At 53.5% G+C, this 25,465-nt stretch carries 19 protein-coding genes; 9 read left to right on the plus strand and 10 right to left on the minus strand.

Going from position 1 to position 25,465, the window contains the following annotated elements; genetic code table 11:
* The first annotated feature begins 183 nt into the window (after window positions 1-183).
* The 4 genes from HNQ92_RS11315 to HNQ92_RS11330 all read left to right on the plus strand — a co-directional run bounded on the left by HNQ92_RS11315 (window position 184) and on the right by HNQ92_RS11330 (window position 6,656).
* A complete protein-coding gene (locus HNQ92_RS11315) occupies window positions 184-3,726 on the plus strand; it encodes a PVC-type heme-binding CxxCH protein (RefSeq protein ID WP_184174129.1) in 3,543 nt (1,180 codons plus the stop codon).
* 52 nt (window positions 3,727-3,778) lie between these two features.
* On the plus strand, window positions 3,779-4,519 hold the full coding sequence (locus HNQ92_RS11320; protein WP_184174130.1) for a ThuA domain-containing protein: 741 nt from the start codon (window positions 3,779-3,781) through the stop codon (window positions 4,517-4,519).
* A gap of 70 nt (window positions 4,520-4,589) precedes the next feature.
* The gene (locus HNQ92_RS11325; protein ID WP_184174131.1) at window positions 4,590-5,708 is read left to right on the plus strand and encodes a Gfo/Idh/MocA family protein; all 1,119 of its coding nucleotides are present in this window, start codon (window positions 4,590-4,592) and stop codon (window positions 5,706-5,708) included.
* Window positions 5,709-5,807: 99 nt separating this feature from the next.
* A complete protein-coding gene (locus HNQ92_RS11330; protein ID WP_184174132.1) occupies window positions 5,808-6,656 on the plus strand; it encodes a sugar phosphate isomerase/epimerase family protein in 849 nt (282 codons plus the stop codon).
* Between the two features lie 33 nt (window positions 6,657-6,689).
* Here the strand turns inward: HNQ92_RS11330 and HNQ92_RS11335 are convergent, their stop codons facing one another.
* Window positions 6,690-7,715, minus strand: coding sequence for an AI-2E family transporter (locus HNQ92_RS11335; protein ID WP_184174133.1), 1,026 nt, complete (start codon window positions 7,713-7,715; stop codon window positions 6,690-6,692).
* A 362-nt stretch (window positions 7,716-8,077) separates the two neighbouring features.
* Between HNQ92_RS11335 and HNQ92_RS11340 the strand changes: the two genes are divergently transcribed.
* Both HNQ92_RS11340 and HNQ92_RS11345 read left to right on the plus strand, forming a co-directional pair.
* Window positions 8,078-8,587 carry an RNA polymerase sigma factor gene (locus HNQ92_RS11340; RefSeq protein WP_184174134.1) on the plus strand — a complete coding sequence of 170 codons (510 nt, stop codon included), beginning with the start codon at window positions 8,078-8,080 and terminating at the stop codon, window positions 8,585-8,587.
* A gap of 5 nt (window positions 8,588-8,592) precedes the next feature.
* Window positions 8,593-9,258 (plus strand): hypothetical protein, encoded by a 666-nt coding sequence (locus HNQ92_RS11345; RefSeq protein ID WP_184174135.1) that lies wholly within the window; start codon window positions 8,593-8,595, stop codon window positions 9,256-9,258.
* Window positions 9,259-9,266: 8 nt separating this feature from the next.
* Here HNQ92_RS11345 and HNQ92_RS11350 read toward each other — a convergent pair whose 3' ends face one another.
* From HNQ92_RS11350 to purN, 3 genes are all read right to left on the minus strand, one after another.
* The gene (locus HNQ92_RS11350) at window positions 9,267-10,619 is read right to left on the minus strand and encodes an SGNH/GDSL hydrolase family protein (RefSeq protein ID WP_184174136.1); all 1,353 of its coding nucleotides are present in this window, start codon (window positions 10,617-10,619) and stop codon (window positions 9,267-9,269) included.
* A 122-nt stretch (window positions 10,620-10,741) separates the two neighbouring features.
* Complete coding sequence (locus HNQ92_RS11355) at window positions 10,742-10,987, minus strand: DUF4834 domain-containing protein (protein ID WP_184174137.1); 246 nt, start codon at window positions 10,985-10,987, stop codon at window positions 10,742-10,744.
* 170 nt (window positions 10,988-11,157) lie between these two features.
* Entirely contained in the window at window positions 11,158-11,730 is a 573-nt protein-coding gene (gene purN, locus HNQ92_RS11360; protein ID WP_184174138.1) for a phosphoribosylglycinamide formyltransferase, read from the minus strand.
* Window positions 11,731-12,036: 306 nt separating this feature from the next.
* Here purN and HNQ92_RS11365 point away from each other — a divergent pair, with 306 nt between their 5' ends.
* Window positions 12,037-14,217 carry an LruC domain-containing protein gene (locus tag HNQ92_RS11365; protein ID WP_184174139.1) on the plus strand — a complete coding sequence of 727 codons (2,181 nt, stop codon included), beginning with the start codon at window positions 12,037-12,039 and terminating at the stop codon, window positions 14,215-14,217.
* Window positions 14,218-14,311: 94 nt separating this feature from the next.
* On the opposite strand, the gene HNQ92_RS11370 is transcribed toward HNQ92_RS11365, so the two are convergent.
* A complete protein-coding gene (locus HNQ92_RS11370) occupies window positions 14,312-15,007 on the minus strand; it encodes a TapB family protein (RefSeq protein WP_184174140.1) in 696 nt (231 codons plus the stop codon).
* 98 nt (window positions 15,008-15,105) lie between these two features.
* On the minus strand, window positions 15,106-15,987 hold the full coding sequence (locus HNQ92_RS11375) for a geranylgeranylglycerol-phosphate geranylgeranyltransferase (protein ID WP_184174141.1): 882 nt from the start codon (window positions 15,985-15,987) through the stop codon (window positions 15,106-15,108).
* A 198-nt stretch (window positions 15,988-16,185) separates the two neighbouring features.
* On the opposite strand from HNQ92_RS11375, the gene bshA reads away from it, so the two are divergent.
* Window positions 16,186-17,325 (plus strand): N-acetyl-alpha-D-glucosaminyl L-malate synthase BshA, encoded by a 1,140-nt coding sequence (gene bshA, locus HNQ92_RS11380; protein ID WP_184174142.1) that lies wholly within the window; start codon window positions 16,186-16,188, stop codon window positions 17,323-17,325.
* A gap of 71 nt (window positions 17,326-17,396) precedes the next feature.
* Here bshA and HNQ92_RS11385 read toward each other — a convergent pair whose 3' ends face one another.
* From HNQ92_RS11385 to HNQ92_RS11400, 4 genes are all read right to left on the minus strand, one after another.
* On the minus strand, window positions 17,397-18,839 hold the full coding sequence (locus tag HNQ92_RS11385) for an efflux transporter outer membrane subunit (RefSeq protein ID WP_184174143.1): 1,443 nt from the start codon (window positions 18,837-18,839) through the stop codon (window positions 17,397-17,399).
* Between the two features lie 12 nt (window positions 18,840-18,851).
* Window positions 18,852-22,019, minus strand: a complete 3,168-nt coding sequence (locus HNQ92_RS11390; RefSeq protein WP_184174144.1) for an efflux RND transporter permease subunit — start codon at window positions 22,017-22,019, stop codon at window positions 18,852-18,854.
* Between the two features lie 85 nt (window positions 22,020-22,104).
* Window positions 22,105-23,253: an efflux RND transporter periplasmic adaptor subunit gene (locus tag HNQ92_RS11395; RefSeq protein ID WP_184174145.1), complete on the minus strand. Its 1,149-nt coding sequence runs from the start codon at window positions 23,251-23,253 to the stop codon at window positions 22,105-22,107.
* Window positions 23,254-23,449: 196 nt separating this feature from the next.
* Window positions 23,450-23,683, minus strand: coding sequence for a hypothetical protein (locus HNQ92_RS11400; protein ID WP_184174146.1), 234 nt, complete (start codon window positions 23,681-23,683; stop codon window positions 23,450-23,452).
* A 399-nt stretch (window positions 23,684-24,082) separates the two neighbouring features.
* Here HNQ92_RS11400 and HNQ92_RS11405 point away from each other — a divergent pair, with 399 nt between their 5' ends.
* Window positions 24,083-25,417, plus strand: a complete 1,335-nt coding sequence (locus HNQ92_RS11405; RefSeq protein ID WP_184174147.1) for an NAD(P)/FAD-dependent oxidoreductase — start codon at window positions 24,083-24,085, stop codon at window positions 25,415-25,417.
* The last annotated feature ends 48 nt before the right edge of the window (window positions 25,418-25,465 follow it).

Raw genomic sequence — 25,465 nt, forward strand, 5'->3', positions numbered from 1 at the left:
GCTACTCCAAGGGTTCAAATACTTTGTGCAGCCCGGTAAGTAATCTTAACGCTCCGTTCCCTTTTAGAGGTAGCTTCTATTTCTTGGCGAAAGCAAGTAGCCCCTAAAAGCTCGATTCTTTTCGTCAAGCAAGTAGCTAACATTCAACCTATACCCTGCCTTTTGATCTCTATGAAGCAACGAATGAAGAAGTACCTTTTTGCCTTGCTTACGGGCTGCCTGGTCCTGGGCTGTGCGCCGAACAAAATGAATTCATCCGGTAAATCATTCAGCCCTACGCGAGCGGAGGGCCGCCGGGCCGAGGTACTTTTCCTGGGGCACAACAGCAAGCACCACGACTCGGGCAAGTACGCGCCCTGGCTGGCCATTAAGCTTTTCCAGAGCGGCGTGAACCTCACCTACACCACCGACCCGAACGACCTGAACCCCCAAAACCTGGGCAAGTACGACGGATTAATTATTTATGCCAACCACGAAGTGATTACGCCCGAGCAAGAGCGTGCCCTCAAGGATTTTGTGGAACAAGACGGGAAGGGGCTCATTCCGCTGCACTCGGCGGCGGGTTGCTTCCTGAATTCGGAATGGTACCTCAAAACCATCGGCGGGCAATTTGCCTCCCACAAAACGGGCCGTTTCAAGAATACCATCCGGGTGGCTGATCATCCGGTAATGAAAGGCATTGCCCCTTTTGAAACCTGGGATGAAACCTACGTACATAAAAACCTCAACCCCGACAACATCATATTGGGCGAGCGTGTGGAAGGCAATGTGCGCGAGCCCTACACCTGGGTGCGGACCCAGGGCAAAGGCCGCGTGTTTTATACCGCCTACGGCCACGAGGACCAAACCTGGACCAACGGTGGCTTTCTGGACCTGGTCCGGAACGGGGTACTTTGGGCCCTCGGCCCGCAGGTACAGGAGCACATCGCGGCGCTGCAAATTCCCGACGTCAGCATTTACAAGGTCGACACCATGGCTCAGTACACCAAACGGCACGTGGTTTCTAAAATGCAGGAAGCTCTTGCTCCCGCCGAGTCCAACAAGCTCACGCAGGTGCTGGCCGACTTTGACCTACAATTATTCGCCGCCGAGCCGGACATCACCAACCCCATTGCCATGGCCTGGGACGAGCGGGGCCGCTTGTGGGTGGTCGAGTCCGTAGATTACCCCAATACCTTCAAAGAAACCGACGGAGCCTCCAACGATCGCATCAAAATCTGCGAAGATACCGACGGCGACGGCCGGGCCGACAAATTCACGGTCTTTGCCGATAGCCTTAACATACCGACCAGTCTGGTCTTTGCCAACGGCGGGATCATCGTCTCGATGGCCCCCGACTTTGTGTTTATGAAAGATACCAACGGCGACGATGTGGCCGACGTTCGGCAGGTACTCATGACCGGCTGGGGTAAAAACGATACCCACGCCGGTCCCTCCAACCTGGTATACGGCTTCGACAACAAAATCTGGGGCGTGAATGGGTACTCCGGCTTTAATGGTACCATCGAGGGCAAGAACTACCGGTTTCCGCAGGGAGTGTACCACTTCAAGCCCGACGGCACCGACTTCAACTACCTGGGCAACAGCAGCAACAATACCTGGGGCCTGGGCTTTTCGGAAGACAACAACGTGTTTCTTTCGACGGCCAACAACACCCACAGCGCGTACTATTCCATGCCCGCCAGGTACCTGCAACGAACCATCCCCGGCACCGACCCCTCCGTACAGTCAATCCAGAAAATCGACGGCCACTACGACGCCCACGCCCTCACGCCCAACCTGCGCCAGGTAGATGTAGTGGGCGGCTTTACCGCCGCCGCCGGGCACCACTTTTACACCGCCCGCGATTTCCCCAAAGAATACTGGAACCGCATTGCGTTTATCAACGAGCCCACCATGCGCTTGGTACATAACGCCATCATTGAGCCCGACGGGGCCGGTTTTAAGGAAAAAGACGGCTGGAATTTGCTGGCCAGCTCCGACGAATGGTTTGGCCCGGTGCAGGCCCAGGTGGGGCCCGACGGGGCCGTCTGGATTGCCGATTGGTACAATTTCATCATCCAGCACAATGTTTTCGTACCGGCCCAGTCGCCCGCGGAATTTATCCTGCCCTTCATCGAGCAGCCGCACGGCCAGGGCAACGCCTTCAGCAGCCCCCTGCGCGACATCGGCCACGGCCGGGTGTACCGGGTTGTTTATAAAAATGCCGCCAAGAAGCCCGCCCTTAAGCTCTCCAAAGACGATTTGCCCGGCTTGGTAGCCGCCCTGAAAAACGACAACATGTTTTGGCGCATGACGGCCCAGCGGCTTTTGGTAGAAGCAAAAAATCGTTCGGTAGCTCCTGAGCTGTACCGTATTGTGAACAACCAACAGGTGGATGAAATCGGGCTGAACAGTCCGGCGGTGCACGCGCTCTGGACCCTGCACGGCCTGGGGCTGCTAGATGGCTCCCAGCCCGAAGCGCTGGCGGTAGCTTCTCAGGCCCTCTCCCACCCGGCCGCGGGCGTCAGAAAAGCCGCCGCTCAGGTACTTCCCAAAAATGAGCAGAGCTTTGATTCGATCAAAAAATTAATGCAGGACCCTAACCTCAATACCCGCCTGGCGGCTATGGTAGCGCTCGTGGAACTACCCCCGTCCGAAAAAATGGGGGAAGCCGTTTTTCTGGCTTCACTGGAAGAACAAAATGCCAACGACAAGTGGCTGTCCAAAGCACTTTTAGCGGCCGCGATTACCCACGAGCGCGGCTTTTTGGCGGCGGCTACGAAATACGACCGCAAGTCGGAATTCAACGAGCAGATTTTGAGCGCCCTACAGAAAGAAGTATATCCCCTGGGCCGCCGCAACGCGATGCTATTCCCCCCGGATGTGACCGGCAAGGAAATAACCCTTCGGGCCACGATCACCAAAGCCGCCGACCGCGCGCTGCAAGGATTTATGGCTGGGCAGGGTGGCCAGGAGGGCGGCTACGCGCTCTACATCCAGGACGGGAAAGTGGTCATGACGGTAAAACAGCACGGCATGGTGAGCCAGGCGGCAACCAGCCAGCCACTCCCCGACAAATTTGACCTGGTAGCCCACTTATCCCGAGATGGGACCATGATCCTCGAAATAGACGGCAAACGCGCCGCGCAGGGAAAAGCCCACGGGCTGTTCATGGCTCCGCTGGCCAATACCCTCCGCACGGGCGAGGACGTGGAAGGCGACGATAAACTAGGTACCTACGCCGGACGATTCGGGTTTGTGGGTAATTTTCAGAATGCCGTCCTCGAGCTGAACCGAACCACAACTATGGTAGCAACGCCGCCCGAAGTACCGGCCCGCGCGGCTACCGGCAAGGCTGCTTCCAACGCCCTGGTGATTGACCTAAAAGTAGTGCCCGACATGCTCCAGTACGACAAAAAGGTACTTACCGCCAAGGCCGGACAAAAAATGGTGATTAACCTGGAAAACCCCGACGGAATGCAGCACAACCTGCTCATCATCAAACCAGGTACTTTACAAAAGGTAGGTAAAGCCGCCGACGAGATGCTGACCGACCCCAAGGCGGCGGAGAAGCAGTACGTGCCCCAGATTCCGGAGGTACTTCATGCCAGTCGGCTGGTCAATACAGGGGAGACCATCACCCTGGAATTCACGGCTCCCTCGGCCCCGGGCGACTACCCCTACGTATGTACCTTCCCCGGCCACTGGCGCGGCATGAATGGCATCCTGCGGGTTACGAAATAAAAACCCATTTTTATTTATTCATCCAATCAATCCTAAATCCTGTTGTTTTTCCATGAAATATCCTCTTTTGAACATCTGTCTGGCTTTTTCTTTCCTGATACTAACGAGCCTGGCTGGCGCGAAAAGCGGCTCCCTGGCTTCCAGCCAGAAAAAACCCATTCGGGTACTTTTGGTAGGGGGTGGCTCTTCCCACGACTTTGACCGCTGGTACAAGCAGGAGGACGTCCAGACGCTTCAGAAAGACGGCCTCGCAACGGTAGAATACACCGATGACCCCAGCACGATTCTTGCCAAACTACCTGGTATTGATGTACTATACCTGTCTAACAACCAACCCATTAAAGACGAGGCCACGCGTAAAGCCATCTTTGCTTTTGTGGACGCCGGCAAAGGCCTGGTGCTGGCGCACCCGGCCCTGTGGTACAACTGGGCCGACTGGCCAGAGTACAACCAGAAGCTCGTCGGCGGTGGCTCGAAGGGGCACAACAAGTACGGCCCCTTCGACGTAACCATCACGAACACTAAGCACCCCATCACCAAAGGGGTACCTGCTACTTTTAACCTCGATGATGAGCTGTACTACTACCTGCCCGATGCCGCCGGTACCCCCATTGAGGTACTGGCTACGGCGAAAGCCGCCGATTCGGACAAAGTATTCCCGAGTTTGTTTGTGGTAAAGTACCCCAAGGGCCGGATTGTCGGCTTCGCTCTGGGCCACGATGCGGCCTCGCATACCATCGAGCCTTACCGAGTTATTTTGCGCAATGCCGTAAAATGGGCTGCCAAACGGTAGACAAGTACCTTTTACGCCCGGAAGCTTTATTTTATTTATTCAATACCTTTAAAAACAACCCATTACATTTATGAGTCAGCAACAAATTACCGTCGTTATTGTAGGCATGGGCTTTGGAAAAGAATTTATCCCCATTTACCAGAGTCACCCCAACATTAAGGCGGTGGGTATCTGTACCCGCAGCCAAAAAACCCGTGACGAACTGACGGCCAAATTTAACCTCGACCCCAACCTGGTTTTTGAACATTTTGAAGACGTACCCCAGCGCGACGACGTAGACGCCATCCATATCGTGACGCCCGTGCCGGAGCACGCCCGAATGACCCTGGCCTCGCTGAACGCCAATAAGCACACGGCTTGCACCATTCCGATGGCCATGACTGTAGAAGACTGCACCGCCATCGTAGAAGCCAAGCGCCGCTCAGGCAAGGTATACATGATGATGGAGACGGCGCTTTACACCCGAGAGTTTCTGTACGGCCTAGCGCTGGCCGAAACCGGCCAATTAGGCCGCATTCAGTTTGTACGGGGCTCGCACATCCAGGATATGAGCATGGAAGGCTGGGACGAATACTGGAAAGGGTACCCGCCCATGCTCAACGGCACGCACGCCATTTCGCCCCTCCTGCGCATCAACAACACCAAGGCCGAAACGGTAGTATGCCACGGCTCGGGTCGGCTGTCTGACGACCTCGCCAGCCGCTATGGGTCACCGTTTGCCGTCGAAACCGCCACCTTCACCCTCAAAAACTCGGACGTTGTTGCGGAGGCTACGCGCTCGCTGTTTGATGTGGTGCGTCAGTACCGCGAGAGCTACGACGTGTACGGCACCAAGTTATCCTTTGAGTGGGAGCAGCTTCAGGATGAAAGCCACGTGCTTTTTACGGGCGGAGAAGACGCCGAGCGCATTGACGTGCCCGATACCGACGAGCGGCTGATCGAACCCATCAAGCACTTTACCAAGCGCGAAAAAATCGACGATCCCAACCACGTATCCTTTTTGCAGGGGGCCGGGCACGGCGGCTCACACCCCCACCTGGTGCAAGAGTTTGTGGCTGCCATTCTCGAAGGCCGGGACTCGGCCGTAGACGCGGCGCTGGCCGCCAACTACACCTGCGCGGGCATCTGTGCCCACGAGTCGGCCATGAACGGCGGCCAGCGTATCAACGTACCTACTTTTGACGAGTAAGTGCTAGCCATAAAACCGGATCTCAGGTACCCGTAGCTATCGTGTATACTCGTGGCTATGGGTACTACTTACTCCATCCATTATCCCCCGTACTTTCCTATGCTTTTCGGCGCCAGTACCTTTATTTGGGCTTCTCCTTTTTCTACCCAACAGATTGACTTGCTTACCAAAGTCAAAAATATGGGCTACGACATCCTGGAAATAGCCGTAGAAGACACCCGTATCATTGACTGGGAAGTGGTAAAAACCGTAGCCCGCGACCTGGACTTAAAAATAACCATCAGCGGAGCTTTTGGTACCGAGCGCGACATTTCCAGCGTGGAGCCTTTCTACCGTCAGCTAGGCAAAGAATACATCATGGATTGCATCCGGATTGCGGCCGACGTAGGTAGTCCCATTTTTGGCGGGCCGGTGTACTCCGCCGTGGGAAAAACCCGTCTGGTTTCGGACGAGCAGAAAAAACAAGAGCGCGCCTGGTGCGTAGAAATCCTGCAGGAAATTGGGAAAATGGCCGTCGACCTGGGCGTGGTGGTGGGTCTGGAGCCGTTGAATCGTTTTGAAACCGACATGATCAATACCGTAGATCAGGCACTTTCGATCGTGGGCGAAGTGGCGAGCCCTAACCTGAAAATCGTGCTGGACACGTTTCATGCCAACATCGAAGAAAAAGACATACCGGCCGCTATCCGCCAAATTGGCAAAGACCTCCTTTGCCACGTACAAGGCAACGAGAGCGATCGGGGTACGCCCGGCACGGGCCACCTGGAATGGACGGGTATCCAAGAAGCCCTGCATGAGATTGGGTACGAAGGCGCAATCGTCATCGAAACCTTTGGGCAGCCATCCAAAGAGCTGGCCCGCGCGGCCTGCATCTGGCGGCCGCTGGCCAACAGCGCCGACGAACTCGCCAGCGAAGGACTGGCCTTTTATCAAAAACTCTTTTTGTAGCTTCCGGCCCGTGGCCAAGTACCTTGCTGCGGGCTATTCTTCTTCTTTACCCATCAGGTACGCCAGCGGCTCCGTACCCGGAAGGTACTTGAACGAAATCTGTAGAATACTCGTAAGCGGAATGGCAATGATAGCCCCAACCGGACCCCACAAAGCGCTGAAGCCCACCACGCAGGCAATGGTGATAAAGGGGTTCAGACCTACTTGTCTGCCTACAATCAACGGCTCCAGAAAGTAGCTCTCCACCACCTGCGCCACGGTCATCACGCCCAGTACTACCAGCACGCTCGAGCTATCACCCGATACCAGCGCCAGCAGGCACGCCAAACTACCCCCAATGATGTTGCCCAGGTACGGAATAATGGCAAACAGGGCCGTGATGAGGGCAATCAGGACGGCGTATTTTACGCCACCGATCAGAAAGCCTACGGCATACATGGCCGCCAGAATCGAAATCACTTTCAGGATTCCCCACAGGTACCCTCCGGCCGTCTCCCGGATTTCTTTCAGGGCTTTATGAGCCCGCGGTTGCTCCGCTTTGGGTACCGCCTTCAGAATGGCCCCTTTGATGCGCTCCCGTTGCGAAAGCAGTAGCACCACGTACACAATCATGAGCAGAAACCCCGTCACGCCCGACACCAGCGCCCCCAATATCGCACCGCCTCCGCTGCCCATCGTAGTGAGTAGTTTCTTGGCTTCTTCGATTTGTTTTTGGGGCGAAAGCCCAAACTGCTCTTGAATGTACCCCTGAAGCTGATCCAGCATCTCGTTAGCCTTTTGCTGCATTTGGGGCCAATCTTCGGCTACCGCTCCCACCTGAAAAGCCAGTAGACCGCCCAGAAAAACAAAAAATAGAACAACCAGCAGCGTACAGGCCGTGATGGCCCAGCCCTCTCCTACTTTTTTCCGGAGTAGCCAGTCCAGCACGGGGTTCAGCATCATGGCCAGGATCATCCCGATGGCCAGGGGAATCAGAAAGGATTTTCCGAGGTATAAACCCACCGGAATGCCCACGACAAGCAAGAGCCAGCGTACCGGCGTAGCCAATTTTTCTTTCATATTAAGTTGGACAGAATTGCTTTTAAGGTGATATGCTATTTTAAAAGCGTTCCAGGGTACTTTACACCGCCGCCGAGGAAATAGTTGGCCAATTTTCTACCAAACCCAACCCTACTGTGGGGTCTATACGCTTGCTCACCGGGTACTTTGAGGAGCTCCGTGAGCAGGTACCTGTAAGAAATTCTTCACGGAACTACCTTCTGCCCGTTGGCAGCCTGCCTGGTGGGAGTAAAGTTGCTTGTTGGTAGCACAAAGTGGCGGCTTTACTATTTTTATTTTCTACGCTGTGATTTATTCGTCCTCCGCGCGAATAATTACGAAATAAAAGTACCTTTTGATGACTATCTGGAAGAGCAAATACCATGAATGCAGCTGACAAATCGGATCTATTTCTCGCCGTTCTGGAATCCCACAAACGGATGCTGTATAAAATAGCGAACTCCTATTGTCCGGATCGTGAAGACCGGCAAGACCTTGTCCAGGAAATGATTGGCCAGCTGTGGAAGTCCTTTGATCGCTACACCGATCAGTATAAATATTCGACCTGGATCTATCGCATTGCGCTGAATGTAGCCATTTCTTTTTATCGGAAAGAAAACCGCCGAAGAAACCTTTCTGATGCGCTGTCGGTCGAGCTATTGCACGTTCAGGAAGCAAGTACCCCCGACGAAGTAGAAGAACACCTAGGTCTTTTACAGCAATTTATTTCCGAGCTAAAAGAGCTGGACAAAGCGCTGATGTTACTCTATCTCGAAGAAAAGAGCCACAAAGAAATAGCGGAGATCATGGGTCTCTCCGAAACCAACGTAGCCACCAAAGTAGGGCGCATCAAATCCCGATTGAAACAAAAATTTTCAACCTTAAAAACCTAGCCAACATGGAAGACAAAGAAATTTTAGCCCTTTGGAAATCGTACGACCAAAAACTGGAACAAGCCCTGGTACTTCATCAGAAAAACGCCGAAGATATGACCCAAATCAAGGTTCAGTCGCTGCTAGCCTCCATGAAGCCTTTGAAGCTTTTTACCCTGGCAGTGGGCGTGCTGTGGGTGGCCTTCGTAGATATCATCTTGATCAACATATTTCCGGCAGCCAATCTCTTTTTTCTGATTTCAGCCGGTATTCAGGTATTACTGACCAAACTAGCCCTAGGCGTATACCTTTATCAATCCCTGCTCATCCAGCGGGTCACCATCACAGATCCGATCGTGACGACCCAAAAAAGAATCGCCCAGCTGACCACATCCACGCTTTGGGTTACGCGTCTACTTTTTCTTCAGCTACCCGTCTGGACCACGTTTTATTTAAATAAAGGGATGTTTCAGGAAGGAAATAGTACCTTTTACTTCATCCAGGCCCTAGCTACGGTTTCATGTACGTACCTGGCTCTCTGGCTTTTTTTCCACATCAAGTACGAAAACCGGAATCAAAAATGGTTTCGGTTGATCTTTGAAGGAAAAGAATGGACGCCGGTGATGAAGGCCATGGACCTTTTAGAGCAGATCAAAAACTATAACAACGAAGAGGCTAGGCCTACTTCCTAACCAACCGCTCAGAGAGTAGGCTTGCGGGTAGCTTTCGCCGCTTTCAAGTCCTGGGCTGAGGTTATTTGTGGTGCAGCGGTATCCTGGCTAGTTTGCGCCAGGCTGCGAAGGGTCGTCAGCATTTCGTCGGCAATGATGCGGTGCGCCTCCACGTTGGGGTGGTGGTCTACCAGGGTGGAGTCGCCCTGCGGGCTCACCTGCCAGTGGGCATAGTGTCGGTAGTACTCGTCACTACTCCTTATATCATACTTTTTAATAAGCGCCTCATTGGATTGCACTACGGGTATCCCCAGCTTTTGTACGGATGTGGGCAGGGGTACCGTCTCGGTACTTCCGCCAATGGTCCACACAACCATCGTAGCCCCGTGGGCCTGGCTCAGCCGCGACAGTTCCTCATAGACGTAGTTATTGGCCTTGGCCTCGTCGGGCTCCGGCGGAGGTATCTGGCCCAGCAAAGCTCGCGCGCCCGTTAGCAGTTCGTTATAATCCTGGTACACAAAACTGGGTGCCAGCGTGGCGTAGAAATGGAGGTAGTCCAGCATGCTCTGCGGGCTGTCTTCAAACTGCCGTATGGGTACATCGAGCCCCCGGGGCGTAAATACGGGCGGGCGCAGGCCTTCGGTACTTATATAGGGGATGGGAAACTTGCCCCCCAGGTAGTCCTGGTAGTAGCGCATGGAGCGCTGAGCCAGCCAAAAGGCGTGCTCCACCACCACGTAATTGGGCTTGTATTTTGGGATAAGTTCCTGCGCGCGCACCAGCATCTGGCTCAGCCCGTAGCTGTTAGCACCGGCATTGAGGTAATCGCCCCCCAGTCCCTGCGACACAAAGTGAGAAAAGGTGCTGTCGGCGGCGCAGCAATCTCCGTACGTAAACGAGCATCCCAGAAAGAGCACGAGCGGACGCCGGTAGTTGTGCTGATACCCCGCCGGAATGCGGCACCCCTGCTCGTCGTGAACTACGGGATAAGACTCCCCACGTACGTAGCTTTCACCGGCCGAATTGGGTTTGGTACGATGGCCCAGCTGATTGTCGTTGGTATAAACCCGGCTCAGGCCACTGCCTTTAGTGAAGGTATAGATGGGATAAATAGCCCGTCCGATGGACCAGGCGTAGAAGTACCCCAGCACAAACAGCCAGAGCCCCAGCCGAAACAAGGGGTACTTTTTATAGGTAGCAGAAGTCCAAACGGAATTATAGGTAATTCCCAGCAGCCAAAGTAGCAGCAGGATGGCGACCAAGTACACAATCAGGCCTGTAAAGGCCTCAAAACCGGGAGAAGGCCGCGGCGCGTAACGATTCAGGTAATAAAGAAAAGCGATTGCTACCGCTATAAGGAGGGTAAACTGTAAGGATTTCATGAAAATAATAGACAGTGTGGCTAGTAAACACGAAGGAAATTTTACATTAATAGCAAAATTAATCCTAAACGTTTAATAATCCTTACTGTTTTCATCCTTACTTAGCCAAAGGCAGGCTTGGGCTAGTCTTTCACTTCTTCGTAGTCCACGTACTCCCCACCTTTGAAGCGGGTTTCGTTGGCCTGCGGGGGTACGTGATCCACGTGGATGCCATTGCGTCCCGAGGGTTTCTGCTGGGCGCGGTTGTATTTTTTCTGCTCCTTAACCAGCTGACGCCCCACCAGCAAGTGGAATAAAAACCGGCGAAAAGGGGGTACAAAAGCCGTTAGAAGCAAAAATATAAGAAAAACGTTAAATAGGATTTTCATGAGGTCAAACAATTACGCGATTAATAGTCACACGACAAGTAGCCATTACACATTCACGAATATAACGAAAAATAGTTGGATGAGTTTCACGAAGCTGGGAGGAATGGTGCTTAAAAAGGAAGAATGGCCTAAAAGCCGCACGCGGGGCGCTTTATTTCTTGCCTAGGTACCTAGTAGAGATCCGCCAGTACTTCTTCTACCACCCGGGGGTAGTGCTCGTGCTCAAGTACCTGTACTTTACGAGCTACGTCCGCGGGTGTATCGCCAGGCTCTACCGGACAGGTACTTTGAAAAACGACCTGCCCTTCGTCGTAGCGCTCGTTGACAAAGTGAATCGTAATGCCCGACTGCCGCTCGCCGGCTGCCACCACGGCTTCGTGTACATAGTGGCCGTACATGCCTTTTCCGCCGTACTGGGGCAGCAGGGCCGGATGAATATTAAGCATGCGATTGGGGAAAGCCGCTACCAGCGCTTCGGGAACGAGCATCATGAAGCCCGCCAGCACTAGTAGATCAATTTTTTGATTTTGAAGTAGTTGCACAATGCGATCGGTATCGTAGAAGGCCTTACGGTCGAAAACGACCACGGGTATGTGCAGGCTACGGGCTCGCTGAATCACGCCCGCTTGTGGGTTATTGGTCAGGATGAGCGACACCTCAACGCCGGGCTTTGGGGCAAAGTACTGGGCTATCTTTTCGGCGTTGGAACCGGAACCGGACGCAAAAATGGCAATTCGTTTCATAAAGCAGAGAAAAGGTCGTTACGGGCCGTAAAACTACGTTTTTTGTCTCGTAAAGCCCAACAGTACCGCCTTTGACCGCCCTCTTTCCTGCTGTACCCGATGGTGGCAACTTCAGTAAGTAACCAATTCCAAAAAACGAGTCTTTCTTTCCTTTTTCCGGAGCAAACTCGCCGTTTACCGAAATTTTATCACGGCCTGAATAACTAGGGGATACATTTGTAACGTAGATCAAAGGGACGTCCGGCGCAAACGATCCTAACCTAGCTAAAAACAATACCTCACCCAATAGTAAACTTTTACAACAACATGATTCGCTTTACTAAATCTCTTCTGGTAGTTGGCCTCTTGGCGTCGATGGCCGGATGTTTGCCCAATAATGTTACCCCCGAGACCGATCCTACCTCCATTGAAAATCTGAAAGTAGACGATAGCTTCAACTTCAAGTCTACGACCGACATTCAGTTGAATGTGAAGGTAAGCAACCCGGCTTTTGCCAGCGAAAAGTTTCGTATCAACATCTACGACGACTTTCCTACCGTTGGTAACCTCATTATGTCCGGCTTTACCGATGCCAGCCAAAACCTCAAGCTTGAGTTCCGGGTTCCGGCACCTTTGACGGAAATCTACGTAGAAAAAATAAATTCGTACGGTGCTTCTGAGGTAAAAAAAATAGCAACCTCCGCCTACGTTTCGGCCGATTTTAAGAAAACTACCCCGGTGGTTTCCCTGCGGGAGCAAGCCAACTCCGGCCTTGATTGCAACACGGGCCTTACTAAAGTGTATGAAAACTACAGCGGTAGCCTCAACATCAACCCCGGCGAGGTGATTGGCCTTAAAGGTACTTACAGCGGTAACATCAACATGAACGGCGGGGTACTTCGGGTGTGCGGCTCGGCCACTAACCTGGGGATTAACCTCAATAACAACAGCTGCGAAGTGTACTTCCTGGAAGGTTCTAACGTGAGCATCTCCAGCCTGAACATGAACGCCTCCGGAGCCCGGATTTACAACTACTCCACCAACCTGAGTTTCACCAGCGGCGTAGCCTTTGCCTGTAATTTCGAAAACAACGGCAAAATGACGGTCAATAACGACCTGGACATCAACAGCAACGGCAGCTTTACGTTCACCAACAACGGCGAAATAGCGGTTGGTAATAACATGAACAACGGCCGCAACATGGTCAACAACAACTACATTCTGGTGAAAGGTACCTACCAGGCCAACAGCAACTCTACGAATGTGAATAACTGTAAGTTGGTGATCAACCAGAACTTCATCGTCAACAACGGCGGCCCCTTCACCAACAACGCTTACGTAGGGGTAGGTGGCGAAACCAAAATAAACAGTGGGGTAAAACTCACGAACGTGAACGGTGCGCAGCTCAACACCAAGAACATCGGGATCGATGGTACCATCGAAGGTACCGGTGCCAGCAAGTCGACGGTAGTGGTAACAGGTACTTTCAACTACATCAACTCAGGCACGCCTTTCAGCGGCAACCTGAACGTGTGTGCCGCCAACTACACCAACAGCAAGCCCGAATGGAACGCCTTCTTTAACTGTAACAACTACATCCCTACGTCGGCCTGTAACCCACAGGGAGTAGGCCAGCCTACTACCAAGGACACCGATAAAGACGGCGTACCCGACGACCAGGATGACTACCCCACCGACCCGACCCGCGCTTTTAACTCTTATTACCCTACGGCTAGCACCTGGGCTACCTACGGCTTCGAAGATTTGTGGCCTGCCCGTGGTGACTATGACTTCAATGACCTGATCGTATACTTCCGGATCACGAAAGTACTTAACGCCAGCAACAAAGTAGTAGACATTAAGAATACCTACATCGTGAAGGCCATCGGAGCTTCCTACGACAACGGTTTCGGGTTCCAGCTGGACGACGTAACGAGTGCCGAAATTGCCAAGGTGACCGGTAGCAGCCTAACCAAAGGGGGTATCAGCCTGAACGCCAACAAAACAGAAGCAGGCCAAAGCAAAGCGGTAATCATTGCCTACGACACACCGGAGCCTTTGATCAAACGGGTAGGTGGCTCAATGTTCAACACCATCAAAGCCAACGGCGCGGGTACTTCTACGACCAACGAAATCGTGATCAACTTTACGTCTCCGCTGGACCAAAGCAAAGTAGCCCAATCCAAAATCAACCCCTTTATTTTCACCAACGGAAAACGTGAAGTCGAAGTACACCTTCCCAACTTCGCTCCTACCGACAAGGCCGACAAAGCACTGCTAGGTACCCTGAACGATACTTCCAAGCCTGGCTCCGGACGCTACTACAAAACGGCCAACAACCTACCCTGGGTAATTGAAATCCCGGTGCAGTTTAAGTACCCCGCCGAGAAGGAGTCCATCATGGACGCTTACAGCAACTTCGGCAAGTGGGCCGGCAGCAACGGCACCCAATACGTAGATTGGTTCCAGAACAAGCCAGGCTACACGGAGCCTGAGAAGATATACTAACATTAAAAAGCTTATGTAAAAGGTTTAGGAATTCAAAAAGCCGCTCTGAAGTTTCGGAGCGGCTTTTTTGTTTTTCTGCGAGCAAGGTACCTGCCTAGAAAATCTTGCTGAGCTCGGTGTAGCCCACCAGTTTCCCTTTTCGGTAGCTTTCGGTTTTTACGTCCCAAAGTACCCCCGGTGCCCGGTACGATACCGATTGGAAGTCGAGCGTCATGCCAATGCCCATTTTACTTTTTACGGTCATGTCAGAGGTTATTTTATGGGCGTCGAAGGTACCTGCCGGTACGGTCACTTTTTCCTGTGCTTCCACCTTGCGGTTCTTGATATCCATGTCAAACGTCATCGCCAACGGCCCGGAACTCCCCTCACCGTGCATGGAGGCATCTTTCAGGGTTTGGCCCGCCGTGAGCTTACCTGGATACACGATGTCGTTGGAAGTCATTTTCATTTCAAAATTCTGAAACATCTTTTGTTGTTCCTCGCCCAGCATCGAGCTGGCGTCCAGCATCATCTGGTTACCATCACAGCGCAATTTGTAGGTATTGGTCATCTGTTCTTTCCCTTTCTTATCCATCGACTGCATGTTCATTTCCACGAGCGTCAGGCCTCCTTCCGAGGATACCTTCGTGATCTTGTACGTGATGGTACCGCTCGCTTTCCCTTTTCCGTCGTAGGAAATCATCTCGTAGCCCGATCCTTCTTTCATCGGCACACCCATGCAACTTTGGGCTTTGCTCTGAAAAGAAGCGGCAAAAAACAGGGCAGTAAATAAGGTAGCTATTTTTTTCATAGTTCTTGGGGTAAGTTAAATGATTGGAAGGGGAAGATAGCAAACAAGTACCTTAGCAGGAAAGCTGACTTAGTAAACGTAGGCTTTCACTAAGCCAGCTAAGCCCAGAGCATAGTAGTTAGCCCCAGGAGCATGATCAGCTTGCACCAGCTACTGAGCTGCGCAAAGTCACGACGCGTATCAGCCTTGACCAGGCGGTAGACCATCCAGCCGATGGGTACCAGCAGGGCAAAAAACAGCCAGCCCAGCAGAGGGTTCTGCAGCGAGTAGGCCATCAGGAACAGGCTGGGAATGAAGACGGCGATGAGGCTGTACAAAAAAAGCTTGGTACGCCGGAGCCCCCACACGATGGGCAGTGTACGGCAGCCGTGGGCTTCGTCGCCCCGCACATCCTCCATGTCTTTGATGACTTCCCGGATCAGGGATATAAAAAAGGAGAAAGTGGCGTAGATCAGGACCAGGTGGCGGTTGGCCGGGTAATGGACCGTAAGTACCACCAGCGACAGGCCCGTCAGCAGCGATACCACCAGGTTGCCGATCAGCGGTAAACGTTTGAACTGGGCCGAGTAAAACCAGAGCATCGTGACCGACAGTACATTGACCAGAAATACCCAGCGGCTCACCAGGAGCCCAATCAGCACCCCCAGTACATTCAGTACCTGGTGCGCTCCCATGGCCACGCGGCGCTTCAGGTACCTGCCTACCACCACCCGCTCGGGCTTGTTTACGATGTCTATTTTGACGTCAAAATAATCATTGATGATGTAGCCCGCGGCGGCAATCAGGGCCGTGGAGAGCGCCAGCAAGGCCAAGGCCGGATCACGGATGATGGCCGGCCAGTCTTCGCGCGGGCCAATGAGAAAAATACGCGTAAGGTACTGGGTAAGAACGAGAATAAACAGATTACGTACCCGGATGAGCCGAAAAAAGCCCAGGAAATAATCGCGAGAAGTTAATCTTCGGCGGGCGGATACGCTCATGAGGAGATGTGAACTTCTTTTCCGAACTAAGCTACGTTTAGAAGGCAAGTTTAGGCATTCTGTCCCTCCTAACAAAATCTTTATCGGTAGTTTGGAATAAAACCGAGACCTTTTTGTGTTACTAATCCAAAACCAATCAAACTAGTTCGCCACTTCCGGAGATTTTTGGATTTGGAAGGTACTTATCGACATAACATTATGAGAATCGGCATTGTATGCTACCCGACATTCGGGGGGAGTGGCGTAGTAGCCACCGAACTGGGCAAAGGCCTCGCCAAAGTAGGCCATCAGGTACACTTCATTACGTATTCCCAACCCCAACGCCTCGATTTTTTTAATGAGAACGTCTACTACCACGAAGTAAATATCCCGGCCTATCCGCTGTTTCAGCACCCTCCGTACGAGTCGGCGCTTTCGAGCGAAATGGTGCACGTAGTCCAATCAGCCAAGCTCGATCTGCTGCACGTACATTACGCCATCCCGCACGCTTCGTCGGCCTACCTGGCCAAGCAGATTCTGGCCGCCCAGGGTATCCACATTCCCGTCATCACGACCCTGCACGGTACCGACATTACCCTGGTGGGCAAAGATTCTTCCTACGAGCCCGTCGTGACGTTTAGCATCAACCAGTCGGATGGCATCACGGCCGTGTCGGACTTTCTGAAAGAGGATACGTACCGCCATTTTAAGGTTACCAAAGACATTGAGGTGATCCCCAACTTCATCGACCTGGAGCGGTTTAAGAAACAAAAGAAAGATCATTTTAAACTGGCCATTTGCCCCAACAACGAAAAGTTGATTGTGCATACCTCCAACTTCCGGAAGGTAAAGCGCATCGACGACGTCGTCATGGTGTTTCATCAGCTGCGTCAGCAGATCCCCAGCAAGCTGCTGCTAGTAGGCGACGGCCCCGAGCGGGTACACATTGAGCGGATTTGCCGTAAACTGGACATGGCGCAGGATGTCCGTTTCCTGGGCAAACTAGACGCCATCGAAGAGGTACTTTCGGTAGCTGATCTGTTCATGATGCCGTCCGAAAATGAGAGCTTTGGCCTGGCGGCGCTCGAGGCGCTGGCCTGCGAAGTACCCCTCATTACTACCAATGCCGGCGGACTTCCCGAACTGAACATCCAGGGCGTGACGGGCTTCATGAGCGACGTAGGCGATGTAGACGACATGGTGAGCAAGGCCATCTATATTTTGCAGGACGAAAATCTACCTACTTTCAAAGCCAACGCCCTGGCGCGCGCGCAGGAGTTTGACATTACCAAAATCCTGCCCGCCTACGAGCGCTACTACGAGCGCATTGTGGAAAGCAGCAAAGAAATGGTATCCTGAAAGTACCCAAAAGGTACTTTGAGCCCGCAACGAAACTACCCAAGGGAGCTTTGTCGCGGGCTCAGGGTACCTTACTCCCAGCCTCCGCCCAGAGAGCGGTAGAGCGTAATCAGCGTCACGAATTGTTCTTTTTGAATGCGGGTCAGCTCCAGCTCGGCTTCCAGCACCGTCTTTTGAGCAGTAATGATCTCCAGGTAGGTAGCGTAGCCCGCCAAAAACAGGTCGTTGGATACCGCTACGGCCTGCCGTAGCTCCTCTACCTCCTGCTCCTTGAAGGCTTCAATCTGTTCCAGGTTTTCCAGCTTACGGAGGTTGGTCACTACTTCCTGGTAACCCGTCAGCAGGGTTTTATTATAGTTATAAAGCGCTTCCAGGCTGGTGGTCTCGGCCCGGCGCTGGCTTGCCTTGAGCGCACGGCGGTTGATGAGCGGTGCCGACAGCCCCGCCAGCAAGCCGTAGGCCGCCGATCCCGGCGAAAACAGCAAAGCACTCTTGAAAGCGTTGAAACCCGAATGCGCCGTGATGGTCAGCGAGGGCAGAAACGCCACCCGCGCGGCTTGCAGATCGGAGCGTGTAGCCAGCAGCTCCAGCTCCGCCTGCTGCACATCCGGGCGGCGGCGCAGCGAGGCCGAAGGAATTCCGGCCTTCACATCAGCGGGAAGTACCTGCTGCCGAATGGGCTCACCCCGCCGGATGGACTGCGGAAACCGTCCCAGTAGTAGGTTCAGCTGGTTTTCGATCTCGATAATTTCCTGGTTTTTCTGTACTTCCAGCCCCTGGGTATTGAGCAGCTGCGCCCGAAACTGCCGTACAGCCAGCTCATTGGCGCGCCCTCCCTGCTTCTGGATGACGATGGTCTCGACGGCCGATTGCTGCAGCTGACCGTTTTTTCGCAGAATGTCCAGCTCGTTATCCAGCGCCAGCAGCTCGTAGTACCGGGTAGCTACCTCCGCAATGAGTTGCGTAAGTACCAGCTGCCGTCCTTTTTCGGTCGCCAGAAAACGCGCGTAGGCCGCCTCGCGCTGGTTTCGGAGCTTGCCCCATAGATCTACCTCCCAGGCACTGCGCAGGCCTACGAAGTAGTCGGGCACGGGGTTGGGGATACGGCGGTTTTCGTCGATGCGGTCAGAGAAGTTAGTGTCATAATTCCCGACACCGTCCATGGTGTAGTCGCCGTAGCGGCGTACGCCGCCGGATACTTCGGCCCCTACTACAGGTAGCATGGCAGCCCGCCGCAACCATACGTCCGTCCGGGCCGCTTCGATCCGCTGCAGGGCAATCCGTAGATCCAGGTTGTTTTGAAGAGCTGTATCCACGAGGCTAATCAGAAAAGGATCGGCGAAAAATTCCCGCCAGCGGATGGTACCGATACTCGCCGAGTCACGGGAAGCCAGGTAGCTGGGTGGGGCCTGCACGGCCGTGGGAGGTTCAACGGGCTTGAGGAGCTTGCAGCCGTTGAGGGTTAAAAGTACCCCAAGCCCCAGAAAGATGGATTTAAAATAAGTGATTCGCATACGTGAGGGGATTCAATAGCTTTCAACAGTAGTGGGGGTTTCTTCCCGAAGCTCAGGCGAACTCTGAGAAGTACCTTTCTCAATTAAACCAGCAAAAAGTACATACAGCCCCGGAATCAGGATCACCCCGAAAATAGTCCCGATGAGCATACCACCCGCCGCCGCCGTACCGATGGAGCGGTTGCCAAGAGCTCCGGCCCCGCTGGCGACACAAAGCGGGATGAGCCCCGCAATGAAGGCAAAGGAGGTCATGAGGATGGGACGCAACCGCTCCCCAGCGCCGTCAATAGCCGCCTGAAGTACCGTACGCCCCTCTTTTTGCCGCAAGATGGCAAACTCCACGATCAGGATGGCGTTTTTTCCCAGTAGCCCGATCAGCATCACCAGCGATACCTGCGCGTAGATGTTATTCTCCAACCCCAGCAGCTTGAGTGCCAGAAAAGCCCCGAAAATACCCGTCGGGAGCGACAACAGCACCGGCAGCGGCAGCAGAAAACTCTCGTACTGCGCCGCCAGCAGCAGGTACACAAATACCAGACAGATCAGGAAGATGTAGATGGCCTGGTTGCCCGACAGGATTTCCTCGCGCGTCATGCCGGACCAGTCGAAGCTGTACCCTTTGGGTAGTTTTTCCTGGGCTACGCGCTCTACGGCCTTGATGGCGTCGCCACTGCTGAAGCCGGGCGCGGCGTCGCCGTTGATCATGGCCGACGTGAACATGTTGTAACGCGTGAGCTGCTCCGGCCCGTAGACCCGCTCCAGCCGGATGAAGGTCGAGAAGGGTACCATTTCGCCCCGGTCGTTTTTAACGTACAGCTGCGCAATGTCCTCGGGGCTGGCGCGGTAATGGGGTGCGGCCTGCACCATCACTTTATACATTTGCCCAAACCGAATAAAATTGGAAGCATAAAAACTACCGATGAGTGTTTGTAAGGTACTCATGGCGTTGTCGACGGTCACGCCCTTTTTGGCGGCCATGTCGGTATCAACGTGAATGAGGTACTGCGGGAAGCTGGCGTCGAAGCTCGTAAAGGCGCTCCCGATCTCGGGGGTAGTGCGCAGGGCTTCCACAAACTCGTTGGTAACACGAGCCGTTTCCTGCAAATCGCCCCGCCCGGTTTTGTCCAGCAGGCGGAGCTCAAAACCGCTGGAATTTCCGAAGCCAGGTACCGTCGGGGGCGGGAAATACTGAATGTCGGCGTCGGTGATGTCCTTGGTGCGTTCTTCCATGAGCGCGATGATGTCCTGCACCGAAACGGTGCGTTCATCCCAGGGCTTGAGGTTGATCATACCCATCCCGTAGGAAGCCCCGGCGGCTTCGGTCATGAGGCTGTATCCGGCCAGGGTAGTTACCGACTCTACCGCCTCGATTTCCTTGGTAGCCTGCTGTATTTTATCCAAAACAACCTCCGTGCGCTCCACGGTAGCGCCCACGGGCGTGGTTACGTTCACGTAAAGTACCCCCTGATCTTCGGTAGGAATGAAGCCCGAAGGCAAGATGGCGCTAAGCCCCCAGGTACCTACACAAAACGCCACCAGTAGACCTACGGTAATGACCCGGCGCCCCGCTATGGCCCCGATCAAAGTACGGTACTTACCAGCCAGGGCCTCGTATCCGCGGTTAAAGCCGTTGAAAAACCGCTGCACCGGCGTATTTTTTTTCGTTTCGACGTGGGTATTTTTTAGCAAAATGGCGCACAAAGCGGGCGTAAGCGTGAGGGCATTGATCCCCGAAATGATGATCGAGATAGCGAGTGTCAGCGAAAATTGGCGGTAGAAAATCCCGACGGGCCCCGACATGAAGGCTACCGGAATAAATACCGCCGACATCACCAGCGTAATGGCTACCACCGCCCCGCTGATTTCGTCCATGGCGGCAAAGGTCGCTTCACGGGCTGAGAGGTGCCGTTCGGCCATTTTGGCGTGTACGGCTTCTACCACCACGATGGCGTTGTCCACCACGATCCCGATGGCCAGTACCAGCGCAAACAGCGTGAGCAAGTTGATTGAAAACCCAAGTACCTGCATGAAGGCAAAGGTACCTATGAGCGCCACGGGCACGGCCAGCGCCGGAATGAGCGTAGAGCGAAAATCCTGCAAAAACAGGAACACGATGATGAACACCAGGATGAACGCCTCAATGAGCGTACGAACTACCTCGTGGATCGAGGCGTCGAGAAAGCGGGATACGTCGTACGAAACCGTGTAGGTCATGCCGGGCGGAAAAGAGGTTTCCTTCAGCTCCGCCACGCGTTTTTTAACGTTCTCGATCACCTCCCGGGCGTTGGAACCGGGGCGTTGCTTCAGCATGATCGAGGCCGAGGGCCGCCCGTCCGACTTGGAGGCCATGCTGTAATCCAGCGAACCAAACTCGATCTCAGCCACGTCTTTGAGCTTGAGCATGGAGCCGTCGGCGTTGGCCCGGATCACGATTTCTTCGTACTGCTTCGGCTCAAACAGCTTTCCAGTGTAGCGCAGCACATACTGGAGCTCGGGCGAGGATTTGCCGGAGCTCACACCCGACTTCCCCGGCGCGGCCTCGACATTTTGCGCCCGAATGGCCTCCACGACCTCCTCGGCGGCTACTTTGTAGCTGGCCATGCGGTCGGGCTTCAGCCACACGCGCATGGAGTAGTCGCGGTTGCCCATGATTTCGGCAAAGCCCACGCCGTCGATGCGCTTGAGCTCGGCCAGGACGTTGATATCCGCAAAATTGTATACAAACTTCTCCCCTACTTCCTCATCGGTGCTCATGATGTCCAGGTACATGAGCATACTGTTTACTTCTTTCTCCGTCGTAACCCCGGCCTTGATGACTTCCTCGGGGAGCTCATCAATGACCGTCTGGACGCGGTTTTGCACGTTGACAGCCGCCAGGTCGGGGTCGGTACCGACGTTGAAAAAAATCTGAATGAGGGTAGTTCCGTTGTTGCTGGATACCGACGACATGTACGTCATGCCGGGTACCCCGTTGATGGCCCGCTCCAGAGGCGTGGCCACCGCTTTGGCGCATACTTCGGCGTTGGCTCCGGTATACTTGGCCGTAACCACCACCGAGGGCGGAACGATGTCAGGAAACTGCGTGATGGGGAGCCCCAACAACGCCAGCAACCCCAGTAAAGTAATAAACAAGGAAATAACCAGCGACAGCACGGGTCGCCGTATGAATAAATGAAACATGGAAAGCTCGATGAGGTGAAAAACCAAACTATCAATTCGGAAGCAGTAGCGGCCCACGCAGGTACCTGCCGAGCGCCCCGCTGCGTCACTTGGCCGTCAGCCGCACCTCTTCCTGAGGTACTTTGAGGCTATCCATCGAGATCGGTTGGGGACTAATCGTGGCCCCGTCGCGTAGGGTCTGAATGCCTTCGTACACGATCGTTTCACCGGGCTTGAGGCCCGACTCCACCACGTAGTAGTTGGCAAAGCGGGACTTCGGCACAAAGCTCCGCGTCCGGATCTGGTTTTTGCCATCGACTACGTATACGTAACTTTTGTCCTGGATCTCAAAGGTAGCTTTCTGAGGTACCAGCAGCGCGTTATCGAGCGTATTGGTAAGCCGCACCATGCCGGAAGAGCCGTGCTTCAAGAGCTTATCGGGATTGGGAAAACTGGCCCGAAAGGCAATGGAGCCCGTACTTTCGTCAAACTCGCCCTCCATCGTTTCAATTTTTCCCGCATAGCGAAAATCGGTCCCATCGGCCAGTTTGAGATGTACCGCCCGGTTTTGCTGGCCGCCCTCTTTAGACTTCACAAATTCCAGGTACTCTTTTTCCGATACTTCAAAGTACACGTACACCGACTTGGTATCCGACACCGACGTCAGCAAAGTACCTTCGTCGATGAGGCTACCGGCTTTGTACGGAATCCGGTTCACGATTCCGTCGAAGGGGGCCCTGATCCGGGTGTGCGACAGGCGAAGCGAGGCGTTGTCTTGTGCCGAGCGGGCCTCCTCGATGCGTGCATTCTGGGCCAGCAGCCGCGCCTTAGCTACTTCCAGTTCGGTGTTAGAAATCACCTTTTTCTCCACAAGTACCTTGACCCGGTTCACTTCCAGCTCGGCGGCTTTGGCTTCGGCAATGGCACTTTGCAGGTTAGCCTTCGCTTTGGCCAGTTCGGCGGCGTACTCTTCGTCGTTGATCCGGAAAAGTACCTGCCCTTTGCGCACCGGCTTTCCCTCGTCGACGTACACTTCTTCCAGGTACCCTTTCAGCCGGGCATAAATTTCTACGTTTCGGATGGCGTTAATATCGCCCACGTACTCGCGCCGCAAGTCTGTCTTTTGGTTGGTCAACCGCACCACAGGTACGCGCTTTACGGCTTCCGTTTCTGTTTCCTTTTCTTTGCTGCTAGCGGTGCATCCCACCACCAGCAGGCTAGCTACGAATAGCTTCAATCCAGCAATCCCTTTCATAAGCGATTTACTTATATTGTTTAGTCTCTTGATTCAAAATGAGTTAGTAATCACTGCCGGTGGTCGGTTCCTGCGCCCACAGACGGCCCAATGGATAGAGCGATTACGCCCAGGCCGGACCTTCCAGGCCGGACCTATCCAGGCGGGACCTACCTACGGCAGCAAGGGCAAAAAAAGGCTTGTATCCCGCTTGGGACTAAACAAACTGGGGCGGGGGAGAGAGGCTGGTTAAATGGGTAGAATAGCGCCTAAAGACGAGATTGTATCGGTCTTTGTGTAAAGACCTCGGGCGCCAGACAGCGGGTAGCGCGGCAATAAAGTACTCGTAGCTGTCTTCGTAGCCGTAGTCGCTGTAATCGTCGTCGGCCTCAAATTCCTTCGGAGCGGATGGAGCCGCCGATAGCTTACTGCCTGGCACTATTTTATGCACTTTTTTAACAAATACCGAATACGCTTTTACTTGCTTGGAACGTATACCAGCTTGGCTTATTTCACAAGTTTTTGTGGGAAAAGTTCTATTTTTAGAAAGACGGGGAAATAAAGAAGAGGTAAAAACCAGCAGGATCAGGACAATCCCAAAAGAGCTTATATGTGTTAAAAAGGCTTTAGTCACGGAGGTACTTTTCCTTTAGCGAACCACTCAATTAACACAAATATAGCATTGAACGATTAAATTACAAGTTTTTCTGGGCTTTAAGAAACGAGAACTACCTTGTATCTGAAAATTGTTGTATAAGTACCTTGGTCGTCATTACCCTTATTCTACTGGCCATTGGCACAAAGCTTTTAACTTACTTTAGTTATAAATCACTTATTTTTCCTAGCAGCCATGACTCCTAACATACCAGATTCTCCACACAAAAGACTCGTCATCGTCGGAGCCGGTTTTGCTGGTCTGACTTTAGCCCGCCAGTTGGCCAAACGTGATGATTTACAGATCGTTTTGCTCAATAAGGATAACTACCACCAGTTCCAGCCGCTCTTCTATCAAGTAGCTATGGCGGGCCTGGAGCCCAGCTCTATTTCGTTTCCGCTGCGGAAGGCTTTTCAGTCGAGGAAAAACGTACACATCCGCGTAACGGACGTGAAGAGGGTAATCCCCAGCCGCCAGGTAGTGGTCACGGACCTGGGCGAAATCCACTACGACTACCTGGCCATTGCGACCGGAGCCGATACCAACTACTTCGGGATGAAGGAGATCGAGGCGCGAGCCCTGCCCATGAAATCGGTCTCGGAAGCTCTAGCACTAAGAAATCGGATTCTGCAAAATTTCGAAGATGCCCTGACTATTAATTCCGATGAAGAACGTACCGCCCTACTCAACGTCGTCGTTGTGGGAGGTGGCCCTACGGGCGTGGAGCTGGCAGGTACTTTGGCCGAGATGAAAAAATTCATTCTGCCCAAAGACTATCCGGAGCTCAATTTTGAGAACATGCAGGTGTATCTGCTCGAAGGGATGGATCAACTCCTGGCCGCCATGTCTGACGAATCTTCGGAGAAGTCGCGCAGGTACCTGGAAGACCTGGGTGTAAAAGTAATGACGGGCCAGGTCGTAACCGAGTTTGACGGTACCTGCATCAAAACCAAGCAGGGACTAAAAATACGGACGCACAACCTGGTGTGGGCCGCCGGGGTAAAGGCAAGCCCGCTGGAAGGTATCAATCCGGAGGTACTTGGACGAGGAGGGCGGATTAAAGTAGACCGCTACAACCGCGTGGAAGGCTATGACACCATCTTTGCCCTGGGCGACGTAGCCATGATGGTAGAAGAAAAGTACCCCAACGGTCACCCGCAGCTGGCACAGCCCGCTATGCAGCAAGCGAAGCTATTGAGCAAGAACATCAAGCGCGTACTGGACGGCAAGAAACCCGAACCTTTTACGTACAAAGACCTGGGTTCCATGGCTACGGTGGGTCGGAACCGGGCCGTAGTAGACCTACCCTTCCTGAAGTTTCAGGGCTTCCTGGCCTGGCTCACCTGGATGTTTGTCCACCTGATTTCGATCGTCGGGGTCAAGAACCGCCTGCTTATTTTTATCAACTGGGTGTGGAACTACATGACCTACGACCAATCGCTCCGGCTCATTATCAAGGCCAAACCGCCCCGGATACCCAAGGAGCCAGTTCCGGAAGAAAAAGTGGAAGCACCCGCCGTTGTACACTAGCGATCGGTACCAAACAAGCTATGGGAATATCCAACTAGCCACCAATTG

The organism is Rhabdobacter roseus, from assembly GCF_014202275.1.
GTDB lineage: Bacteria > Bacteroidota > Bacteroidia > Cytophagales > Spirosomataceae > Rhabdobacter > Rhabdobacter roseus.